Genomic DNA, 17,948 nt, shown 5'->3' with positions numbered 1-17,948 from the left:
GAGAAGAACATGGCCGGTTTGCCGACCACGGCACGCGTGGTGATCATCGGAGGCGGTGCCGTCGGCGCCTCCTCGCTCTACCATCTCGCCAAGGCGGGCTGGACCGACTGCGTGCTTCTGGAGAAGAACGAGCTGACTTCCGGCTCGACCTGGCATGCCGCCGGCAATGTGCCGACCTTCTCCTCGTCATGGTCGCTGATGAACATGCAGCGTTATTCGACCGAGCTCTATCGCCGGCTGGCCGACGAGGTCGGTTATCCCATGAATTACCATGTCACCGGCTCGCTCAGGCTGGCCCATAGCGCGGAGCGCATGCAGGAATTCCAGCGCGCCAAGGGCATGGGCCGCTACCAGGGCATGGACATCGACGTGGTCGGCCCGGACGAGATCAAGCGTCGTTATCCCTTCATCGAGACGCATGAGCTGAAAGGCGCGCTTTACGATCCGAATGACGGCGATATCGATCCGGCGCAATTGACCCAGGCGCTGGCTAAAGGTGCCCGCGACATGGGCGCGAAGATCATCCGCTTCTGTCCGGTCACCGGCGTGCACCGCGAGAACGACGAGTGGGTGGTCGAGACGGCGCAAGGCGAGATCCGCTGCGAGATCGTCGTCAATGCCGCGGGCTACCGCGCCGCCGAAGTCGGCAGGATGTTCGGCCGCGAGGTGCCGATGATGGTGATGAGCCATCAATATATCCTGTTCGAGGAAATCCCCGAACTGGCGGCGTGGTCGAAGGAACAAGGCAAGAAGCTGCCGCTGCTGCGCGACGTCGATACGTCCTATTATCTGCGCCAGGAAAAGAATGGCATGAATCTCGGCCCCTATGAGCGCAATGGCCGCGCCCACTGGGTCGGCCACAACGACCCGATGCCTGACGACTTTTCCTTCCAGCTGTTTCCCGACGATCTCGACCGGCTGGAACATTACCTCGCCGATGCCGTCGCCCGCGTGCCGATCCTCGGCACCGCCGGCCTGTCCAAGGTCATCAACGGGCCGATCCCCTATGCGCCGGACGGCAACCCGCTGATCGGCCCGATGCCCGGCGTGCCGAACGCCTTCGAGGCCTGCGTCTTTACCTTCGGCATCGCCCAGGGCGGCGGCGCCGGCAAGGTGCTGGCCGAATGGGTGACGCAAGGCCAGACCGAATGGGACATGTGGTCCTGCGATCCGCGCCGTTTCACCGCCTTTGCCTCGGCCCCGGATTATTGCGTCGCCAAGGGCATGGAGATCTACGGCAACGAATATGCCATCCAATTCCCGCGCCATGCCTGGCCGGCCGGGCGCGACCGCAAGCTGTCGCCGCTCCACGACCGCATCAAGGCACTCGGCGCCCGGTTCGACGCTTATAATGGCTGGGAACGCGCCACCTGGTATGCGAAGGCAGGCGACGACATCTCCGAAGAATCCACGCTGACCTTCCGCCGCGACGGGCCGTGGCAGCATCGCGTGCGCGAGGAATGCCTCGCCGTCCGCGATGCCGCCGGCATTTTGGACCTGCCGGGGTTTTCCCGTTTCAATCTCGACGGTCCGGGTGCAGCCGAATGGCTGAGCCTCCAGGTGACAGGCCTGGTGCCGAAACCCGGCCGCATCGGCCTCGTCTATTTTGCCGACGACAAGGGCCGCACCGTCACCGAAATGTCGGTGGTCCGCCACGACGAGAACCTGATGACGCTGATCACCGCCGCTGTTGCTCAATGGCATGATTTCGAATGGCTGAAGTCGCGCATCCCGAAGGACGCCACATTCAAGCTGGTCGACAGGACGGAGGAATACTCCACCCAGATCCTCGCCGGCCCCAACTCGCGAAACATCCTCGCCGAACTCTGCGCGGCCGACCTCACCCTGCCCTGGCTGACGCATCAGGAAACCAGTATCGCCGGACGTTGGGCAAAGCTGGTGCGCGTGTCCTTCGCCGGCGAGCTCGGCTGGGAAATCCACAGCAAGGTCGACGATACCTTAGGCATCTTCGACGCCGTCTGGGCGGCTGGGAAGAGGCATGGCCTAAAACCGTTCGGCATGTACGCGCTGGATTCGCTCCGGCTCGAAAAAGGTTACCGCACCTGGAAGGGCGACCTGTCGACCGACTATTCGATCCTGCAGGGCGGGCTGGAGCGCTTCGTCAGATGGGACAAGCCCGACTTCCGCGGCAAGGCGGCGCTGCAGAACGAAAAGCAGCAGGGCGTAAAGAAGCGCTTCGTCACGCTGGTCGTCGAAAACCCCGACGACTGCGATGCGCCCTACATGTCGACGCTGTGGCATGACGGCCGGATCGTCGGCGAGACGACATCCGGCGGCTGGGGTCATCGCATCGACAAATCGATCGCGCTCGGCATGCTGCGCGCCGACCTCGCCGAGCCGGGAACCGCGGTCGAGGTCGAGATCTTCGGCGAACGCTTCAGGGCGGTCGTGCAGAAGGATGAGCCGTTATGGGATCCAAAGAACGAGAGGCTCAGAGCATGAAGACAGTGATCCTCACCGATGGCGGCATGGGCCAGGAGCTGGTCCGCCGCAGCAGTTCCGAGCCGACGCCGCTGTGGTCGGCCAGGGTGCTGATCGATGAACCGAATCTGGTACGCGACCTGCACGCGGAATTCATCCGCGCCGGCGCCCGCGTCATCACCATCAACACTTATTCCGCCACGCCGGAGCGGCTCGCGCGCGAGGGCGCGGAAGAGCTGTTCAAGCCGTTGCAGAAGCGCGGCATAGAACTGGCAAGGCAAGCCCGCGACCAGGCTGGCGACGCCGCGATCGCCGGCTGCCTGTCGCCGCTGTTCGGCAGCTATGCGCCGGCACTGACGATATCCTTCCAGGATACGCTCGACATCTATCGCCGCATCGTTGCCGAGCAGGCGGACGGCGTCGATCTGTTTCTGTGCGAGACCATGGCGTCGGCCGAAGAGGCGCGCGCCGCCGTCACCGCGGCGTCGGAAAGCGGCAAGCCCGTATGGGTGTCGTGGACGCTTTTCGACCACGGCACGCCGCGCCTGCGCAGCGGCGAAGCCATTGCGGCGGCGTCGGGCGCTCTTGCCGGCCTGCCGGTCGCGGCCCGGCTGGTCAATTGCTGCCGGCCCGAAGCGATCGCTGCAGCGCTGCCTGAACTGATCGCTCTCGGCGGTCCGATCGGCGCCTATGCCAACGGCTTTACCTCGATTGAGGCGCTCAAGCATGGCGGCACCGTGGAAGTGCTGCACGCCCGCCACGACCTCGATCCGGATGCCTATGCCGGCCAGGCGATCGGCTGGGTCGAGGCCGGCGCCGGCATCGTCGGCGGCTGCTGCGAAGTCGGACCCGCCCACATTGCCGCGCTGCGCGACCGGCTCGAACAGGCGGGTTATGAAATTTCGGGAGTAGCATAATGCCCAGACCATCATCGCGCATTTCCGGCATCGTGCCTTCCGGCAAGGATGGCTGGGAGGTTCATTCCGCTGCCTGGGCGCGCAAGCAGGCGGGCGAGGACATCATCATGCTGTCGGTCGGCGACCACGATTTCGATACGCCGAGCGAGACCATCGAAGCCTGTGTGACGGCGGTTCGCGCCAGCAATCACCACTACACCCCGCTTGCCGGCGTTCCGCGCCTGCGCAAGGCGATGGCGGCGGCTTCGACGCTGTGCACCGGCGTTGCGACAAATCCCGACCAGGTCATCGCCACGCCGGGCGGGCAGGCCGCGCTTTACGCGGCCATTCAAGCGGTTCTCGACCAGGGCGACCATGCCATCGTCGTCGCGCCCTATTACGCCACCTATCCCAATACCTTCAGTGCGGCGGGCGCCGAGTTCAGCGTCGTCGAAACACCCGCCGAGGATGGCTTTCAGCCGCGCGCCGCCGACATTCGCGCCGCACTTCGGCCGAACACCCGCGCCATCCTGATCAACACGCCGAACAACCCGACGGGTGCCGTCTATTCGCGCGAGCGCCTGGAAGAGCTGGCGCAGATCTGCCGCGAGCATGACCTCTGGCTGCTGTCGGACGAGGTCTACTGGACGCTGGGCGGCGGCGAGCACGTCTCACCACGCTCGCTGCCCGGCATGCCAGAACGCACGCTGGTCATCAATTCGATGTCCAAGAGCCACGGCATGACCGGCTGGCGCATGGGCTGGCTGACCGGGCCCGAACAGATGATCTCGCTGCTGACCGACCTCAATCTGGTGATGACCTACGGCCTGCCGGCCTTCATCAGCCTAGCTTGCGCCGAGGCGCTCGAGAATGGCTACGGCGTCAAGGAGATCGCCGAGCGCTATGCCGCAAGGCGCGCCGTCGTTCTCGATGCCATGCGCGGCATGAACAACGTCACCGTGCGCGGCTCCGAAGGCGGCATGTATGTGATGCTCGACATATCGGCGATCGAGCCGGACGACGAAAAATTCGCCTGGGCCTTCCTCGACCAGGAAAAGGTCGGCGTCATGCCCGGCTCGAGCTTCGGCGAGGCTGCCGCCGGCCACATCCGCTTCAGCCTCTGCCAGCCTGAGCCGGTGCTGATGGAGGCTGCCACGCGCCTGCGCCGCTTCGCCTCCAGCTATCGCCGCGAGGCCGCATGAACGCCCTGCCCGCCAAAACCATCCCGACCAAAGCGAGGGCGGTCATCATCGGCGGCGGCGTCTCCGGCTGCTCGGTCGCCTATCATCTGGCCAAGCTCGGCTGGACCGATATCGTGCTGCTCGAGCGCAAGCAGCTGACGTCGGGCACGACATGGCACGCCGCCGGCCTGATCGGCCAGTTGCGCGGCTCGCAGAACATGACGCGGCTGGCGAAGTACTCGGCCGACCTCTACGTCAAGCTGGAGGCAGAGACCGATGTCGGCACCGGCATGCGCCAGGTCGGCTCGATCACCGTGGCGCTGACGGAGGAGCGCAAGCACGAGATCTATCGGCAGGCGTCTCTCGCCCGCGCCTTCGATGTCGACGTGCGCGAGATTTCGCCCAACGAAGTCAAGCAGATGTACCCGCATCTCAATGTGTCAGACGTGGTCGGCGCCGTGCATCTGCCGCTCGACGGCCAGTGCGACCCGGCCAATATCGCCATGGCGCTGGCCAAGGGCGCGCGCCAGCGCGGTGCGACGATCGTCGAGAACGTGAAGGTCACCAAGGTCCACACCAAAAATGGGCGCGTCACCGGCGTTTCCTGGGCGCAAGGCGACGAGCAAGGCCTGATCGATACCGATATCGTCGTCAACTGCGCCGGCATGTGGGCACGCGAACTTGGCGCCCAGAATGGCGTCACCATCCCGCTGCACGCCTGCGAGCATTTCTATCTCGTCACCGAGCCGATCCCCGGGCTCTCCCGGCTGCCGGTGCTGCGCGTGCCGGACGAGTGCGCCTACTACAAGGAAGATGCCGGCAAGATGATGCTCGGCGCCTTCGAGCCTGTGGCCAAACCCTGGGGCATGAACGGCATAAGCGAGGAGTTCTGCTTCGACCAGTTGCCGCAGGATATGGACCATTTCGAGCCGATCCTCGAAATGGGCGTCAACCGCATGCCGATGCTGGCCACCGCCGGCATCCACACCTTCTTCAACGGCCCCGAGAGTTTTACCCCCGACGACCGCTATTATCTCGGCGAGGCGCCGGAGCTTTCCGGCTACTGGATGGCGACCGGCTACAATTCGATCGGCATCGTCTCCTCCGGCGGCGCCGGCATGGCGCTGGCGCAATGGATCAATGACGGCGAAGCGCCTTTCGACCTCTGGGAGGTCGACATCCGCCGCGCCCAGCCGTTCCAGAAGAACCGCCGCTATCTCAAGGAGCGCGTCTCTGAAACGCTCGGCCTGCTCTATGCCGATCATTTTCCCTACCGGCAGATGGCAACCTCGCGGAACGTGCGCCGTTCGCCGCTGCACGAGCATCTGAAGGCGCGCGGTGCGGTGTTCGGCGAGGTCGCCGGCTGGGAACGCGCCAACTGGTTCGCTAGGCCCGGCCAGGAGCGCGAATACCGCTATTCCTGGAAACGGCAGAACTGGTTCGACAACCAGCGCGAGGAGCATCTGGCGGTCAGGAACGGCGTCGGCCTGTTCGACATGACCTCCTTTGGCAAGATCCGCGTCGAAGGCCGCGACGCCTGCGCCTTCCTGCAAAAGCTCTGCGCCAACGACGTGGACGTGGCGCCGGGCAAGATCGTCTACACCCAGATGCTCAACCAGCGCGGCGGCATCGAGAGCGATCTCACCGTCTCGCGGCTGTCCGAGACCGCCTTCTTCCTCGTCGTGCCCGGCGCGACGCTGCAGCGAGACCTGGCCTGGCTGAGAAAACATCTTGCCGACGAGTTCGTCGTCGTCACCAATGTGACCGCTGCCGAAGCCGTGCTTTGCCTGATGGGCCCGGATTCGAGGAAGCTGATCCAAAAGGTCAGCCCGAATGATTTCTCCAATGACAACAATCCGTTCGGAGCGTTTCAGGAGATCGAGATCGGCATGGGCCTGGCCCGCGCCCACCGCGTCACTTATGTCGGCGAGCTGGGCTGGGAGCTTTATGTCTCGACCGACCAGGCTGCCCATGTTTTCGAGGCTATCGCGGAAGCCGGCACTGACGCCGGCCTGAAGCTATGCGGCCTGCACACACTGGATTCCTGCCGCATCGAGAAGGCGTTCCGGCATTTCGGTCACGACATCACCGACGAGGACAATGTGCTGGAGGCTGGCCTTGGCTTCGCCGTGAAGACGGCCAAGGGCGATTTTCTTGGCCGCGATGCCGTGCTGAGGAAAAAAGAAAGCGGATTGAACCGGCGGCTGGTGCAGTTCCGTCTGAAAGACACGCAACCCCTGCTCTTCCATAACGAGGCGATCCTGCGCGACGGCAAGATCGTCGGCCCGATCACCTCGGGCAATTACGGCCATCATCTCGGCGGCGCCATCGGGCTTGGTTACGTGCCTTGCAAGGGCGAGAACGAAGCGGATGTGCTGTCGTCGTCCTACGAGATCGAGATCGCCGGCGAGCGCTTTGCGGCGGAAGCGTCGTTTAAGCCGATGTACGATCCGAAGGCGGAACGGGTGCGGATGTAGCGCGCCTCAGAACGCGTCCATCCTGGCCGCGACCTTCGCCACGAACCTCGTCCGCTTCTCGTCGGTCGACAGGTTCATCGAGTATTGCGCGAGGTAGGAAACCGACCCGCCAGGCTTGATGGTCGCACGCAGCACCCGCTTGACCAGCTTGCGCGGCGGGTCACCCATCAGCATGGCTCGGAACCGGCTGCCGCCATAGGTGGTGACCGCGACCACCTTGCGGATGTTATGTAGTGACGGCTGCACCTTGCCGTCGACCAGCTTGAACGACACGCCGGGCAGGAAGACGCGATCGAAAAAGCCTTTCAGAATGGCCGGATAGCCGAAGTTCCACACCGGAAACGACAGCACCAGCGCCTCGGCCTGCAGCAGGCGTTCGACGTAAGCCGCCGCCGGATCACCAGCACTGCGCTCGCCGTGGTAGGACAGCCGTTCGGCCCGCGTCAGCCTGGGATCGAAACCCTCGGCATAGAGATCGCAGTCGTCGACGACATGGCCGGCGGCCTTCAGGCGCTCGACGATGGTCCGGTGCAGGCCGGCATTGAAGCTGGTCTCCACAGGATGAGCGTAGAGGACGAGGACGTTCAACCAAGTCCTCGCAGGTCGGCGCGAGGCACCCCCCTCTGCCCTGCCGGGCATCTCCCCCTCAAGGGGGGAGATTGGCCGTCACCAATGCCTTCGCTCAACACCAACGCCGCAAGATTCGATAGACATCGAAACTGCCAATCTCCCCCCTTGAGGGGGAGATGGCCGGCAGGCCAGAGGGGGGTACAGCGCCATACGCCCGTCATCGTCTCAACCCGCCTTCTCCAGCCCCTTGAACAGGAACGACTTGCCGGAGCGATAGTCGTAATCAGGGTTTTCCCAGGCGATCATCTTGCCCGGATTGAGCAGCCCTTGCGGGTCGGTTTCGCGTTTGAAGGCGAGCTGCACCTCGTCGGTGCGCTTCATGCCGCCTTCTTCCAGCGTGTAGCGGTGCGGGTTGAAGATCCAGCAGCCATTGTCCTCGTGGATGCGGATGATCTCGTCCAGCCGCTCGGCCGTGGTGAATCGCACCAGCGGCAGCCCGGCGATACCGATGGCTCCGTCGAAGCGGATGAATTCGAGATGCGCCGGCACCTCGTCGCCGAAGCGTTCGACCATCGCCTTGACGTGACCGAGGTGGTCCGGCGACGGATAGCGGGTCTGCAGGTAGGTGATCGTCGGATCGACCCGGATGGCGCGCAACGTGGTGTGGTTCCAGGTCAGCTCATAGGCCGGCGGCAACCCCTTGAGATCGGCCTCCTTGTCGGCGCGGAAGACGATCTCGCCCTTGCTGCGCGTCGTGAAGGCGAGGAAGGCATCCATCGCATGCGGGGCGATCATGAGGACGACGATGCTTTGGCCGCGCCGGAAAAACCGCTGGTGGCGCTTGAAGTAATCGTATGGGATGGGTGCTGCGATCGGCGTGATCAGCTTCGCCAGTATGCCGTCCTGGATGGCGAGGTCGTTGCCGAAGCCGGCCGCATCCATGAAATCGTCGAAGCCGACGATGACGTCGATCCAGTCATAGCTGGCGGTCAGCGGCATCTCGACTTCGGTGATGATGCCGTTGGTGCCGTAGGCGTGCATGACCTTCAGCACGTCTTCGCCGGTGAGCTCCATGACACGTGGCTGTGCCTCCATCGTCACTGTCCTCAGCCGGATGACGTTGCCGAGGTCGCGCAGTCCGCCCCAGCGGATCGAGCCGATACCGCCGGAGCCGCCGGCGACGAACCCGCCGATCGATGCGGTGTTGTAGGTCGACGGCGACATGCGGAGTTCCTGGCCGGAATGCGCCCGCGTCGCTCTGTCGATGTCGGCGAGCACGGCGCCGGGGCCGGTGACGACACGGCCCGGCGCGATCGTCTTGACCGCGTTCATCTCGGCGAGATTGAGCACCACGCCGCCGGATAGGGGCATCGCCTGCCCGTAATTGCCGGTGCCGCTGCCGCGCGGCGTCACCGGCACGCCATGCCGATGGCAGGCGGCGAGAATGCGGACGACCTCGTCTTCGGTTTTCGGCGTCACGATCAGGTCACCGGTGACGTGCTCGAGCTGCTGCTTCAGCACCGGGCTGTACCAATAGAAGTCGCGGCTCTTCTGCTGGACGATCGCCGGATGGTCGTCGACCTTGAGGCCGTCCAGGTCGCGCTTGAGCGCCGCAATATCCATCATTCCACCATCAGATCATCGAGTTCGGCATAATCGGGCAGCTGGCGCTCGATCGCATGCCCGTCGCGCACGACGATGCGATCCGATTCGGGCCGCGACAGCAATTCCGTCCAGCTTCGCCCCCTGAAGACGACGAAATCGGCCGTCCCTCCGGCGGCAAGCGTGCCGAAACCATCGAGCCGCATCACCTTGGCCGGCGTCGCGGTCACAGCTTGCGGCCAGTCGGCAACGGGATGGTCGAGATGCAGGATGCGCGTCGCCATGCGATAGACCTCCAGCATATCGAGATCGCCATAGGCGTAGAACGGGTCGCGGGTATTGTCGGAGGCGACGGCGACGGCAATGCCGCGCGCCTTCATCTCGTGCAGCAGCGTCACCCCGCGCCAGCGTGGCGTTGTCTTGTCGCCGCGCCGGTCCTGCAGATAGAGATTGCACATCGGCAGCGACACCACCGCCAGGCCGGCCTTGGCGACCTTATCCAGCGTGTCGAGCACGTCGAGGTCGGGCTGGCGCGCCAGCGAGCAGCAATGGCCGACCAGGATGTTCCCGTCAAAACCGTTCCAAAGGGCTGCTTCGGCGATTTTCTTCAGCGATATCGCCGAGACATCGTCGGTCTCGTCGGCATGGAAATCGAGGTCGAGGCCATGCTTGATCGCCTGCTCAAACACCTGGTCGAGCAGTTCTTCGAGATCCGGCACCATATAGGTGACGACGCCGAGCACGCCCTTGGCGGCAGCCACCCGTTTGGCCAGCCTTTCGAACCATTTCCTGTCGCGCACGCCCTCGATGCCGAGCAGACAGGCCGCCTGCAGCTCGATGCGGCCGCGCCATTTTTCCCGCATCGTCTCGAACACCGGCCAGGAGATCTCTTCCTGCGGCGCAACGCTGTCGAGATGCGTGCGCAGCGCCTTGGTGCCATACGCATAGGCCGAGCGCAGCGAAAAATCCATGCGACGGGCAACGTCGTCGGCGCTCCAGCGCGCCGCGCGGTCGGCGCCGGTCGCATTCAGCGCGCCCATGAAGGTGCCGACGGGGTTGGGTTTTCGGGGCCAGATATGGCCCTTGTCGATATGGGTGTGGCAGTCGACGAAGCAGGGCAGCACGATTCGGCCGGCGAGGTCGATTGCGTCTGCCGGTGCATTGGATCGGCTATGTCCGACAATATTGGAGATTCTGCCGTCTGCGACGGCGATATCGGCAAGCGCAAATCCGTCGGCGTCGAAGCCTCCAGCAAGGCCCGGCGTCAGCGACGCGTGAAGCCGGACTTTGGAAAGATGGTAGGAACCAGAAGCTGGTATCAAGGCGTACCCCCCTCTGTCCTGCCGGACATCTCCCCCTCAAGGGGGGAGATTGGCAGCTTCGCCGATGGTGTTCGTCTTGCAACGTTGGTAATTGGCGAAATCCTGGATGGCATCCAATCTCCCCCCTTGAGGGGGAGATGTCCGGCAGGACAGAGGGGGGTGCTGGCGCTGCCCACCATCACCGCTCCTGCCTCAGCGCGCTCTCGTGCCAGCGCCGCAAAATGAGATGCGAAATCAGCGACAGCACCAGGAAGATCAGGATGCCGGTGAGCGAGATCAGGATCAGCGCAGCGAACAGCCTTGGTGCGTTGAGCCGGTAGCCGGCCTCGATGATGCGCGAGGCGAGGCCGGACGACTGGCCGGTGGCGCCTGCAACGAACTCGGCCACCACCGCGCCGATCAGCGACAGGCCGCCGGCGATCTTCAGCCCGCCGAGGAAATAAGGCATCGCCGCCGGCAGCCGCAGATAGCGCAGTTGCTGCCAGCGGGTGGCGCCGTTGAGCTTGAACATGTCGCGCAGATTGCGGTCGACGGAATTGAGGCCGAGCGTGGTGTTGGAGAGGATTGGGAAGAAGGCGACGATCCAGGCGCAAAGCAGCAGCTTCGTCGTCTGGTTGTCGACATAGATGTTGATCAGCGGAAAGATCGCGACGATCGGCGTCACCTGCAGCACGATGGCGAATGGAAAGAACGACATCTCCACCCACTTCGACTGAGCGAACAGCACCGCCAGCCCGACACCGCCGACCACGGCGAGAAGCAGGCTCAAGAAGGTGATCCTGAGCGTCACCAGCAGCGAGGAGAACAGCAGCCAGGCATCGTCACGCAGCGTTTGCAGCACCACGCCGGGACGCGGCAGGATGTATTTCGGGATGTCGTTCCAGACGCAGACGCGGTCCCACAGCCAGATCGCCAGGATCATGATCGCCAGCGGCAGCAGCCATCTGCCGATCCGCTCGAAGCGCTCCTGGCGAACGCGGCGCGCCTCCTCCGGGTCGAGCGCCAGCACTTGTTCTTCAATGGCCGTCATGATGCGGTCCGGCAGTTGAGTTTATGGCGCCGATCAGCACGTCGGACGCCTGGCGGCAGAGCGCGGCATAGTCGGGCGAGGTGCGAAATGCCTCGTCGCGCGGATAGGGCGCGTCGACGGCAAGCTCCGCGAACACCCGGCCCGGCCGCGCCGCCATGACGACAACGCGGTTGGAGAGGAAAACGCTTTCGAAGACGCTGTGGGTGACGAAAACGACGGTAAAGCGCTCATCCTGCCATAGCTCCAGCAGATCGTTGTTGAGCTTGAAGCGGGTGATCTCGTCGAGTGCCGCGAACGGCTCGTCCATCAACAGAATCCGCGGCTTGGTCACCATGGCCCGGGCAATCGAGACGCGCATCTTCATGCCGCCTGACAATTCGCGCGGCACGGCATTCTCGAAGCCGGTCAGGTGAACCCGCGCCAGCATCTCCATCACCGCCGGCGCCGCCTTGGCCCGCGACACGCCCTTCAGCCGCAGCGGCAGCCAGACATTGTCGAAGACGTCGGCCCAGGGCAGCAGCGTCGGCTCCTGGAAGACGAAGCCGATATTCGAACGGTCGCCGATATTCGAACGATCGCGGGCGCCGCTGCCGCGCCAGTCGAGCACGCCCGAGGTCGGCGTCGACAGGCCGGCAATCAGCCGCAATGCCGTCGATTTGCCGCAGCCCGACGGCCCGAGCAGGCTGAGGAAATCGCCTCCCCGGATCGTCAGCTCGACATTGCTGAGCGCGGTGACGCCGTTGGAAAAAACCTTGCCGACGCCACGCAGCGCCAACAGCGTCGGCCCCGGTACACTTCCTGGCTGTTGCGCCACTTTCTCCAGCTTCACGGCCTACTTCTTCAGGTCGAGCCCGACGCTCTTGTTGACGAAGGAAAGCGTGTAGGCCTTCTTGATGTCGACGCCCGCCGGCGCGACCTTGGCCTTGACCATCTTGTCGTAGAAACTCTCGATGCGTGCGTCGGTCATGGCGCCGATGCCGAGCTTTTCGCTGTCGCCGGAATCGACCACGCCGAATTTCTTCAGCTGCTCGATCGAGAAGGCGATCTGCTCATCCGTCATGTCCGGATTTTCCTTCTTGATCATTTCGTTGGCGGCCTTGTTGTCACCGTAGAGATAATTGTACCAGCCCTTGGCCGACCCATCGACGAAGCACTGGACCACCTCGGGCCGCTTGTCGATCGTCTCCTGCATGGTCTCGACCGTCGTTGCATATGTGTCCCAGCCATAGTCGGCCAGCAAGAACTGGTTCGGCGTGAAACCGCCCTGCTTCTGGACAGCGAATGGCTCCGAGGTGACGTAACCCTGCTGGATCGACTTCTTGTTGGCGATGAACGGCGCCGGGTTGAAGGTGTAGGGCACGCGCTTGGCTGCGTCGAAACCCAGGTCGGTGACCATCCACTGGAAGAAGGTCTGCGCACCTTCGTCGCCGAGGATGTACTGGTCGGCGTTCTTCAGGTCTTCCCATTTGTCCAGCCCCTGCCCGGGATGGGACATGATGACCTGCGGGTCCTTCTGGAAGTCGGCGGCCACGACGCGCATCGGTATGCCTTGCTGCACGGCATCGAAAGCCGACAGCAGATTGCCGCCCATGTAGAAATCGATCTTGCCGGCCAGCAGTAGCGGCCGGCCGCTGACCTGTGGGCCGCCCTGCATGATCGTCACGTCGATGCCGCAGGCGGCATAGGTACCATCCACCACGGCCTGGTAGTAGCCGCCATGCTCCGGCTCGGCCAGCCAGTTGGTGCCGAAGGTGACTTTTTCGTTCGCTGCCGCGGCAAGCGTACCTGCGCCAAGCAGCACGATCACGCCGGCCGAAATCTTGAGTCTTCCGTACATCCAGACCACCCTTTGTTCGCTCCGGCGCATCTCGCGCCGGGCTAGACACCATTGTTTCAAGAAGCAAGACACATGCCACCGGCGCGTTGCGTCGGGACCGCCCGCTTGTGCAATGCCCGCCTGTGCAATGGCGGCGCGAAGGCCGGACGGGTCATGCTGTACGAAAGGCATCGTGCCTATTTTTTGATCGCCTGTCCACAATCGCCCTCGTGACATGCACCGCCATCTTGATGCCCGCCTACATCCAGCTTTACGCTGACGAGAACCGGAGATTGCCATGTTCAAATTTCTCACGCCGAAGTCGATCAAGCCGCCCTTCGCCCGCTACAGCCACGGCGTCGAGCTGCCGCCCGGCAAACGGCTGGTGCTGTGTTCGGGCCAGGTCGCCATCACAGCGGACGACCAGATCCCCGAGGAGCCCGGCGCACAGGCCGAGCTCTGTTTCCAGAACATAGCGGCGATTCTCGGCGAGGCCGGGCTCGGCCTGTCCGACATCGTCCGCATCAATGCCTATGTCACCGACCGCGCGTTCCTGCGGCCCTATATGGAGGTTCGCGACCGGCTGTTCGCCAGCCCGGCGCCGGCCTCGACGCTGATGATCGTGTCCGGCTTTGCCCGGCCGGAATTCAAGGTCGAGATCGAGGTCATTGCGGCGGGATGAGCAGCGCTGGCCAGCGGCTGGAATCGACAGGGCGATGATCTCAAGTTACACGACAAAGGTTGGCGCCGCCCCTCATCAAGCGCGCATTCAGTCTCTCTTTGAGGTTCAAAATGGCCGGGACAAAAAAACGCGTATGGTGGGGTGACTACCGGACCACCGAATACGCGACCATCGATCCGGAGGCGACCATTGCCGTTCTGCCGCTGGCAGCGATCGAACAGCACGGGCCCCATCTGCCGGTTTCGACCGACACCTCGATCATGAACGGCATGCTCGACACGGTGATCGCCCGCCTGACCGGCGATCTCGACATCCGCATCCTGCCGGTGCAGGCGATAGGCAAGTCGAACGAGCATTTGCATGCGCCCGGCACCCTCACCCTGCCGGCGACGACCTTGGTCGAAGCATGGACCGAACTCGGCCTGTCGGTCGCGCGCGCCGGCATCCGAAAACTGGTCGTCGTCAACTCGCATGGCGGCAATGAGGAGATCATGGGCATTATCACCCGCGAATTGCGCGTGCGGGCAAAGATGCTGGCGGTAAAGACCAGCTGGCAGCGTTTTGGCCGGCCGGCCGGCATGTACACCGACCTCGAAGACCGCCACGGCATCCATGGCGGCGACGTCGAGACCTCGCTGATGCTGCATTTCCGGCCTGACCTCGTCGATATGGCCAAGGCCGATAATTTCGTGTCCAAGGTTGCCCGTGCCGAAAAGGAATTTTCGCTGCTGCGCCAAACCGGAACGCACGCCTTCGCCTGGATCGCCAGCGACCTCAACCCGAATGGCGTGGTCGGCGACGCCACCATTGCCACCGCCGAAAAAGGCCGGCTCACCGCCGAACATCAGGCCGACGGCTTCATCGGCCTGCTGAAGGACGTGCGCAAGGCCAAGCTGGCGGACTGGCTGGCTTAGCGCTGTGTTGTTATTCAGCGAAGGCTGGAGCGCTCGGATGTCACGGCATGGATCCTAGGGTCTCCGCTACGTCGCTTTGCTCCTGCTCCGCCCTAGGATGATGAAAGCATGGGATTAAACGCTAATCGCGAATGTCGAGATTGGCACTGGGGTTAGCATTTGCGGGATGACGGCCAACGGGAAATCGCAAACTTCGAGATTAGCTGAAACGTCTTTCACTTCGTCATCCTCGGGCGGAGCAGGAGCGAAGCGACGCGAAGACCCTAGGATCCATGCCGTTACCGTGGCCGAAGAGTGCGGCGATCCACGATTGCCGCGCCGTCTCGATGGGCCGATTCTAGCCCTCGATCTTCAGCGCAAAAGGCGTGCCCTCAAACGCCTCGGCACCGCGCCCGATCGCCTCGATGGCGCGGCTCATGCGGCCGTTGCGCTCGAGCAGCGCGTCGGCGATGGCAATCAGCCGCGGATTGGGTGTCGCCGTGGGCGACAGCCTGCGCAGAGTCTCGGCCAATTCGGCCTCGTCGCGCTTCGGCGCCAGCGCTGCCGCGATGATGTAGGCCGAGGCGGTCGAGCGGCTGATGCCGGCATAGCAGTGCACGACCAGCGGCCGCGAGCGGTCCCATTGGCGCGCAAAATCGAGCAGGTTCAAGACATGCTCCTCGCCCGGCATCGTCATGCCCTCTTGCGCCACCGCAATGTCGTGCATGACCAGGTGCAGATGGTTTTCCCTGGTGATCGAGGCCGGTCGCACCACCTCCGTTCCGGCGGCGAGCAGCGAAAGCAGCCGCCCGGCCCCGGTCTTCGTCACCGTTTCCTCGACTTTGGACAGCGAACAGACGTGGATCATTGGGTCGTTTCTCCCTTGGCATTATCGTCGCGCCGCGAGGCCCAGCCGGCAAGCGCCGATTCGAGCCGCCGCCATTCTTCGTCGGCTCCCGGCAGGCCGGCGCGCAGCACATCCGGCCGGCCGGCGAAATGCCGAAGCAGGATGCCGCGCTGGCCAAGCGCCGAAAACAGGCCGGCGGCGTTCGGCAGCCTGATATAGCGGAACAGCGTGGTGCCGCCGGCGACGGGCACGCCGAAGCGGCCGAACAGCGTATCGAGTCGCGCAGCGTCCTCGACCAGACGGCGCCGCATCCCGGCCTGCCAGCCGGTGTCGGCAAGCGCCCTTATGCCATATTCGAGCGCCGGCCCGGCAACCGCCCATGGCCCGAATTGCGCCTCTAGCCGCTCGACCGTCAGCGCATCGGCCACTGCAAAGCCAAGCCGCAGGCCGGCCAGGCCGAAGAACTTGCCGAACGAACGCAGCACGACGATGCCGCCCTGGTCAACGTCGCCGGCCAGGCTTTCGCTGCGCGGGCCGACATCCATGAAGGCCTCGTCGACGACCAGCAGCCCACCTCTGGCGCGTAATGTCCCGGCAAGTCGAAGCAATCTTTCGCGCTCGACGACGCGCCCGTCCGGGTTGTTGGGATTGACGACGACGGCAAGGTCGACCGCCGCCAGGGCTTCGAAATGATCGACTTCAGCCGCCGCATGGCCTGCGATCGCCGCTGCCCGCCGATGCTCGGCATAAGTCGGCCCGAGCACCAGCGCCGTGCCCGGGCTGACCAGGGAAGCGACGCGGGGCAACAGGATCTGCGTGCCGGGCGCCGCTGCGACATTCGCCGCCGACGGGGCGCCATAGGCGCTTGCCGCGAGTTCAGCCAAGTCGCGGGCACGCGTGGCTTCCGGCAATCGCGACAGGGCGGTGGCGGGCAAATCGAAAAGCGGGTAGGAGTGCGGATTGATCCCGGTCGAGAGGTCGACGAAAGGCAGCGGCGCGTGAGGGAAAAGCGCCCTCGCCCGGCCAAGGCTTCCGCCGTGGTCCACTGCCGCCGTCACTCCATCAAGAGACTTCATGTCGATCCTGATCACTTTCCTGTCGCTGGCCATCGAACTTGTACTCGGCTACCCGGCCTGGCTCTTCGATGCCATTGGCCATCCCGTCACCTGGTTCGGCAGGCTGATATCCTTTCTCGACCGCAGGCTCAACCGCGCCACTGATTCCGACGCCCACCGTCGCCGCTGGGGCGTCGTCGCGCTGCTGGTGATCGTGCTGGTGCCGGCCGCCCTCGCCTTCTGGATCGAAGCCTTGCTTTGGAGCATTCCCCTCGGCTTGTTGGTCACCGCAATCCTGGCGACGTCGCTGCTGTCGCAGAAGAGCCTGGCCGAGCATGTCGAAGCGGTGGCCGACGCCCTCGACAGCGGCGGACTGGACATGGGCCGCATTGCCGTCTCGCGGATCGTCGGCCGCGACCCGGAAAAGCTCGACAGGGCCGCTGTCTGCCGCGCCGCGATCGAAAGCCTGGCCGAGAATTTCTCCGACGGTGTCGTCGCACCGGCCTTCTGGATCGGCATTGGCGGGCTCGCCGGCGGCGTCGCCTACAAGGCCGCCAACACCGCCGATTCGATGATCGGCCACCGCACCCCGCGCCACGAAGCCTTCGGCTGGGCGTCGGCGCGCTTCGACGACTGGATCAACCTGCCGGCGTCGCGGCTATCGGCGCTTCTGATCGTACTCGCCGCTTTCCTGGTCAAGGGCGCCGACGCCAAAGCCGCCTGGCACGCCGTGCGGCGCGATGCGAAAAAGCACCGCTCGCCCAATGCCGGCTGGTCGGAAGCAGCGATGGCCGGCGCGCTCGGCCTGGCGCTCGCCGGCCCCCGTTCCTACGATGGCGTCATGGTCGAAGACGCATTGATGGGCGAAGGCGGCCGGCGCGACGACGTCGAGAGCACCGACATCCGGCGGGCGCTGAAACTCTACCGCGTCGCCGACTTGCTGCTGATTGCGCTGTTCGGGGTAGTCGCAGTGGTTGTCATACTGGCGTGACCTGCGCTCGAGATCGAGCGCAAACAGAAAACCCGCCATGCGGCGGGTCGTTGGAGCCAATTAGCACCATAACCAAATTAGTAGCATAGCTGCCGGCACAAAGCAAGAACAAAGTTGCTCCTTCAGCGTTGGAACGCGGCTTTA

15 protein-coding genes are annotated in these 17,948 nt (G+C 64.3%); 7 read left to right on the top strand and 8 right to left on the bottom strand.

Translation table 11 applies throughout. The annotated features are described in order from the left end of the window. Nucleotides 1-9: 9 nt before the first annotated feature. The 4 genes from NKH13_RS17100 to NKH13_RS17085 are packed head-to-tail and all read left to right on the top strand — an operon-like array spanning nt 10 to nt 6,996. The gene (locus tag NKH13_RS17100) at nt 10-2,463 is read left to right on the top strand and encodes a GcvT family protein (RefSeq protein WP_352913211.1); all 2,454 of its coding nucleotides are present in this window, start codon (nt 10-12) and stop codon (nt 2,461-2,463) included. After that, nucleotides 2,460-3,359, top strand: a complete 900-nt coding sequence (locus tag NKH13_RS17095) for a homocysteine S-methyltransferase family protein (protein ID WP_352913209.1) — start codon at nt 2,460-2,462, stop codon at nt 3,357-3,359. The genes NKH13_RS17100 and NKH13_RS17095 overlap by 4 nt, the downstream gene beginning before the upstream one ends. After that, nucleotides 3,359-4,540 (top strand): pyridoxal phosphate-dependent aminotransferase, encoded by a 1,182-nt coding sequence (locus NKH13_RS17090; RefSeq protein ID WP_352913208.1) that lies wholly within the window; start codon nt 3,359-3,361, stop codon nt 4,538-4,540. The genes NKH13_RS17095 and NKH13_RS17090 overlap by 1 nt, the downstream gene beginning before the upstream one ends. Continuing rightward, complete coding sequence (locus NKH13_RS17085; protein ID WP_352913206.1) at nt 4,537-6,996, top strand: GcvT family protein; 2,460 nt, start codon at nt 4,537-4,539, stop codon at nt 6,994-6,996. Before NKH13_RS17090 ends, NKH13_RS17085 begins: the two co-directional genes overlap by 4 nt. Before the next feature lie 6 nt (nt 6,997-7,002). On the opposite strand, the gene NKH13_RS17080 is transcribed toward NKH13_RS17085, so the two are convergent. The 6 genes from NKH13_RS17080 to NKH13_RS17055 form a co-directional block, all read right to left on the bottom strand. Then, nucleotides 7,003-7,584 carry an NAD(P)H-dependent oxidoreductase gene (locus NKH13_RS17080; protein WP_352913204.1) on the bottom strand — a complete coding sequence of 194 codons (582 nt, stop codon included), beginning with the start codon at nt 7,582-7,584 and terminating at the stop codon, nt 7,003-7,005. Nucleotides 7,585-7,791: 207 nt separating this feature from the next. Beyond that, nucleotides 7,792-9,189, bottom strand: a complete 1,398-nt coding sequence (locus tag NKH13_RS17075; protein ID WP_352913412.1) for an FAD-binding oxidoreductase — start codon at nt 9,187-9,189, stop codon at nt 7,792-7,794. Then, a complete protein-coding gene (locus NKH13_RS17070) occupies nt 9,189-10,490 on the bottom strand; it encodes a cytosine deaminase (protein WP_352913202.1) in 1,302 nt (433 codons plus the stop codon). The genes NKH13_RS17075 and NKH13_RS17070 overlap by 1 nt, the downstream gene beginning before the upstream one ends. Nucleotides 10,491-10,668: 178 nt before the next feature. Then, on the bottom strand, nt 10,669-11,520 hold the full coding sequence (locus NKH13_RS17065) for an ABC transporter permease (protein ID WP_352913201.1): 852 nt from the start codon (nt 11,518-11,520) through the stop codon (nt 10,669-10,671). Beyond that, nucleotides 11,507-12,349 carry an ABC transporter ATP-binding protein gene (locus tag NKH13_RS17060; protein ID WP_352913199.1) on the bottom strand — a complete coding sequence of 281 codons (843 nt, stop codon included), beginning with the start codon at nt 12,347-12,349 and terminating at the stop codon, nt 11,507-11,509. Before NKH13_RS17060 ends, NKH13_RS17065 begins: the two co-directional genes overlap by 14 nt. Before the next feature lie 3 nt (nt 12,350-12,352). Next, nucleotides 12,353-13,357 carry an ABC transporter substrate-binding protein gene (locus NKH13_RS17055; RefSeq protein ID WP_352913197.1) on the bottom strand — a complete coding sequence of 335 codons (1,005 nt, stop codon included), beginning with the start codon at nt 13,355-13,357 and terminating at the stop codon, nt 12,353-12,355. A 277-nt stretch (nt 13,358-13,634) separates the two neighbouring features. Here NKH13_RS17055 and NKH13_RS17050 point away from each other — a divergent pair, with 277 nt between their 5' ends. Together NKH13_RS17050 and NKH13_RS17045 are read left to right on the top strand one after the other, a co-directional pair. Then, nucleotides 13,635-14,018: a RidA family protein gene (locus NKH13_RS17050; protein WP_292662997.1), complete on the top strand. Its 384-nt coding sequence runs from the start codon at nt 13,635-13,637 to the stop codon at nt 14,016-14,018. A 110-nt stretch (nt 14,019-14,128) separates the two neighbouring features. Further along, a complete protein-coding gene (locus NKH13_RS17045) occupies nt 14,129-14,932 on the top strand; it encodes a creatininase family protein (protein WP_352913196.1) in 804 nt (267 codons plus the stop codon). 337 nt (nt 14,933-15,269) lie between these two features. Here NKH13_RS17045 and NKH13_RS17040 read toward each other — a convergent pair whose 3' ends face one another. Further along, nucleotides 15,270-15,779, bottom strand: coding sequence for a tyrosine phosphatase family protein (locus NKH13_RS17040; RefSeq protein ID WP_352913195.1), 510 nt, complete (start codon nt 15,777-15,779; stop codon nt 15,270-15,272). Next, complete coding sequence (cobD, locus tag NKH13_RS17035) at nt 15,776-16,834, bottom strand: threonine-phosphate decarboxylase CobD (RefSeq protein ID WP_352913194.1); 1,059 nt, start codon at nt 16,832-16,834, stop codon at nt 15,776-15,778. Before cobD ends, NKH13_RS17040 begins: the two co-directional genes overlap by 4 nt. Between cobD and cbiB the strand changes: the two genes are divergently transcribed. Further along, nucleotides 16,833-17,804, top strand: coding sequence for an adenosylcobinamide-phosphate synthase CbiB (cbiB, locus tag NKH13_RS17030; protein WP_352913193.1), 972 nt, complete (start codon nt 16,833-16,835; stop codon nt 17,802-17,804). The genes cobD and cbiB overlap by 2 nt on opposite strands. The last annotated feature ends 144 nt before the right edge of the window (nt 17,805-17,948 follow it).

The organism is Mesorhizobium sp. M1348 (assembly GCF_040317925.1).
GTDB lineage: Bacteria > Pseudomonadota > Alphaproteobacteria > Rhizobiales > Rhizobiaceae > Mesorhizobium.
Note: the sequence above shows the minus strand (reverse complement) of the source record. Positions and strands in the feature narration are given on the sequence as shown.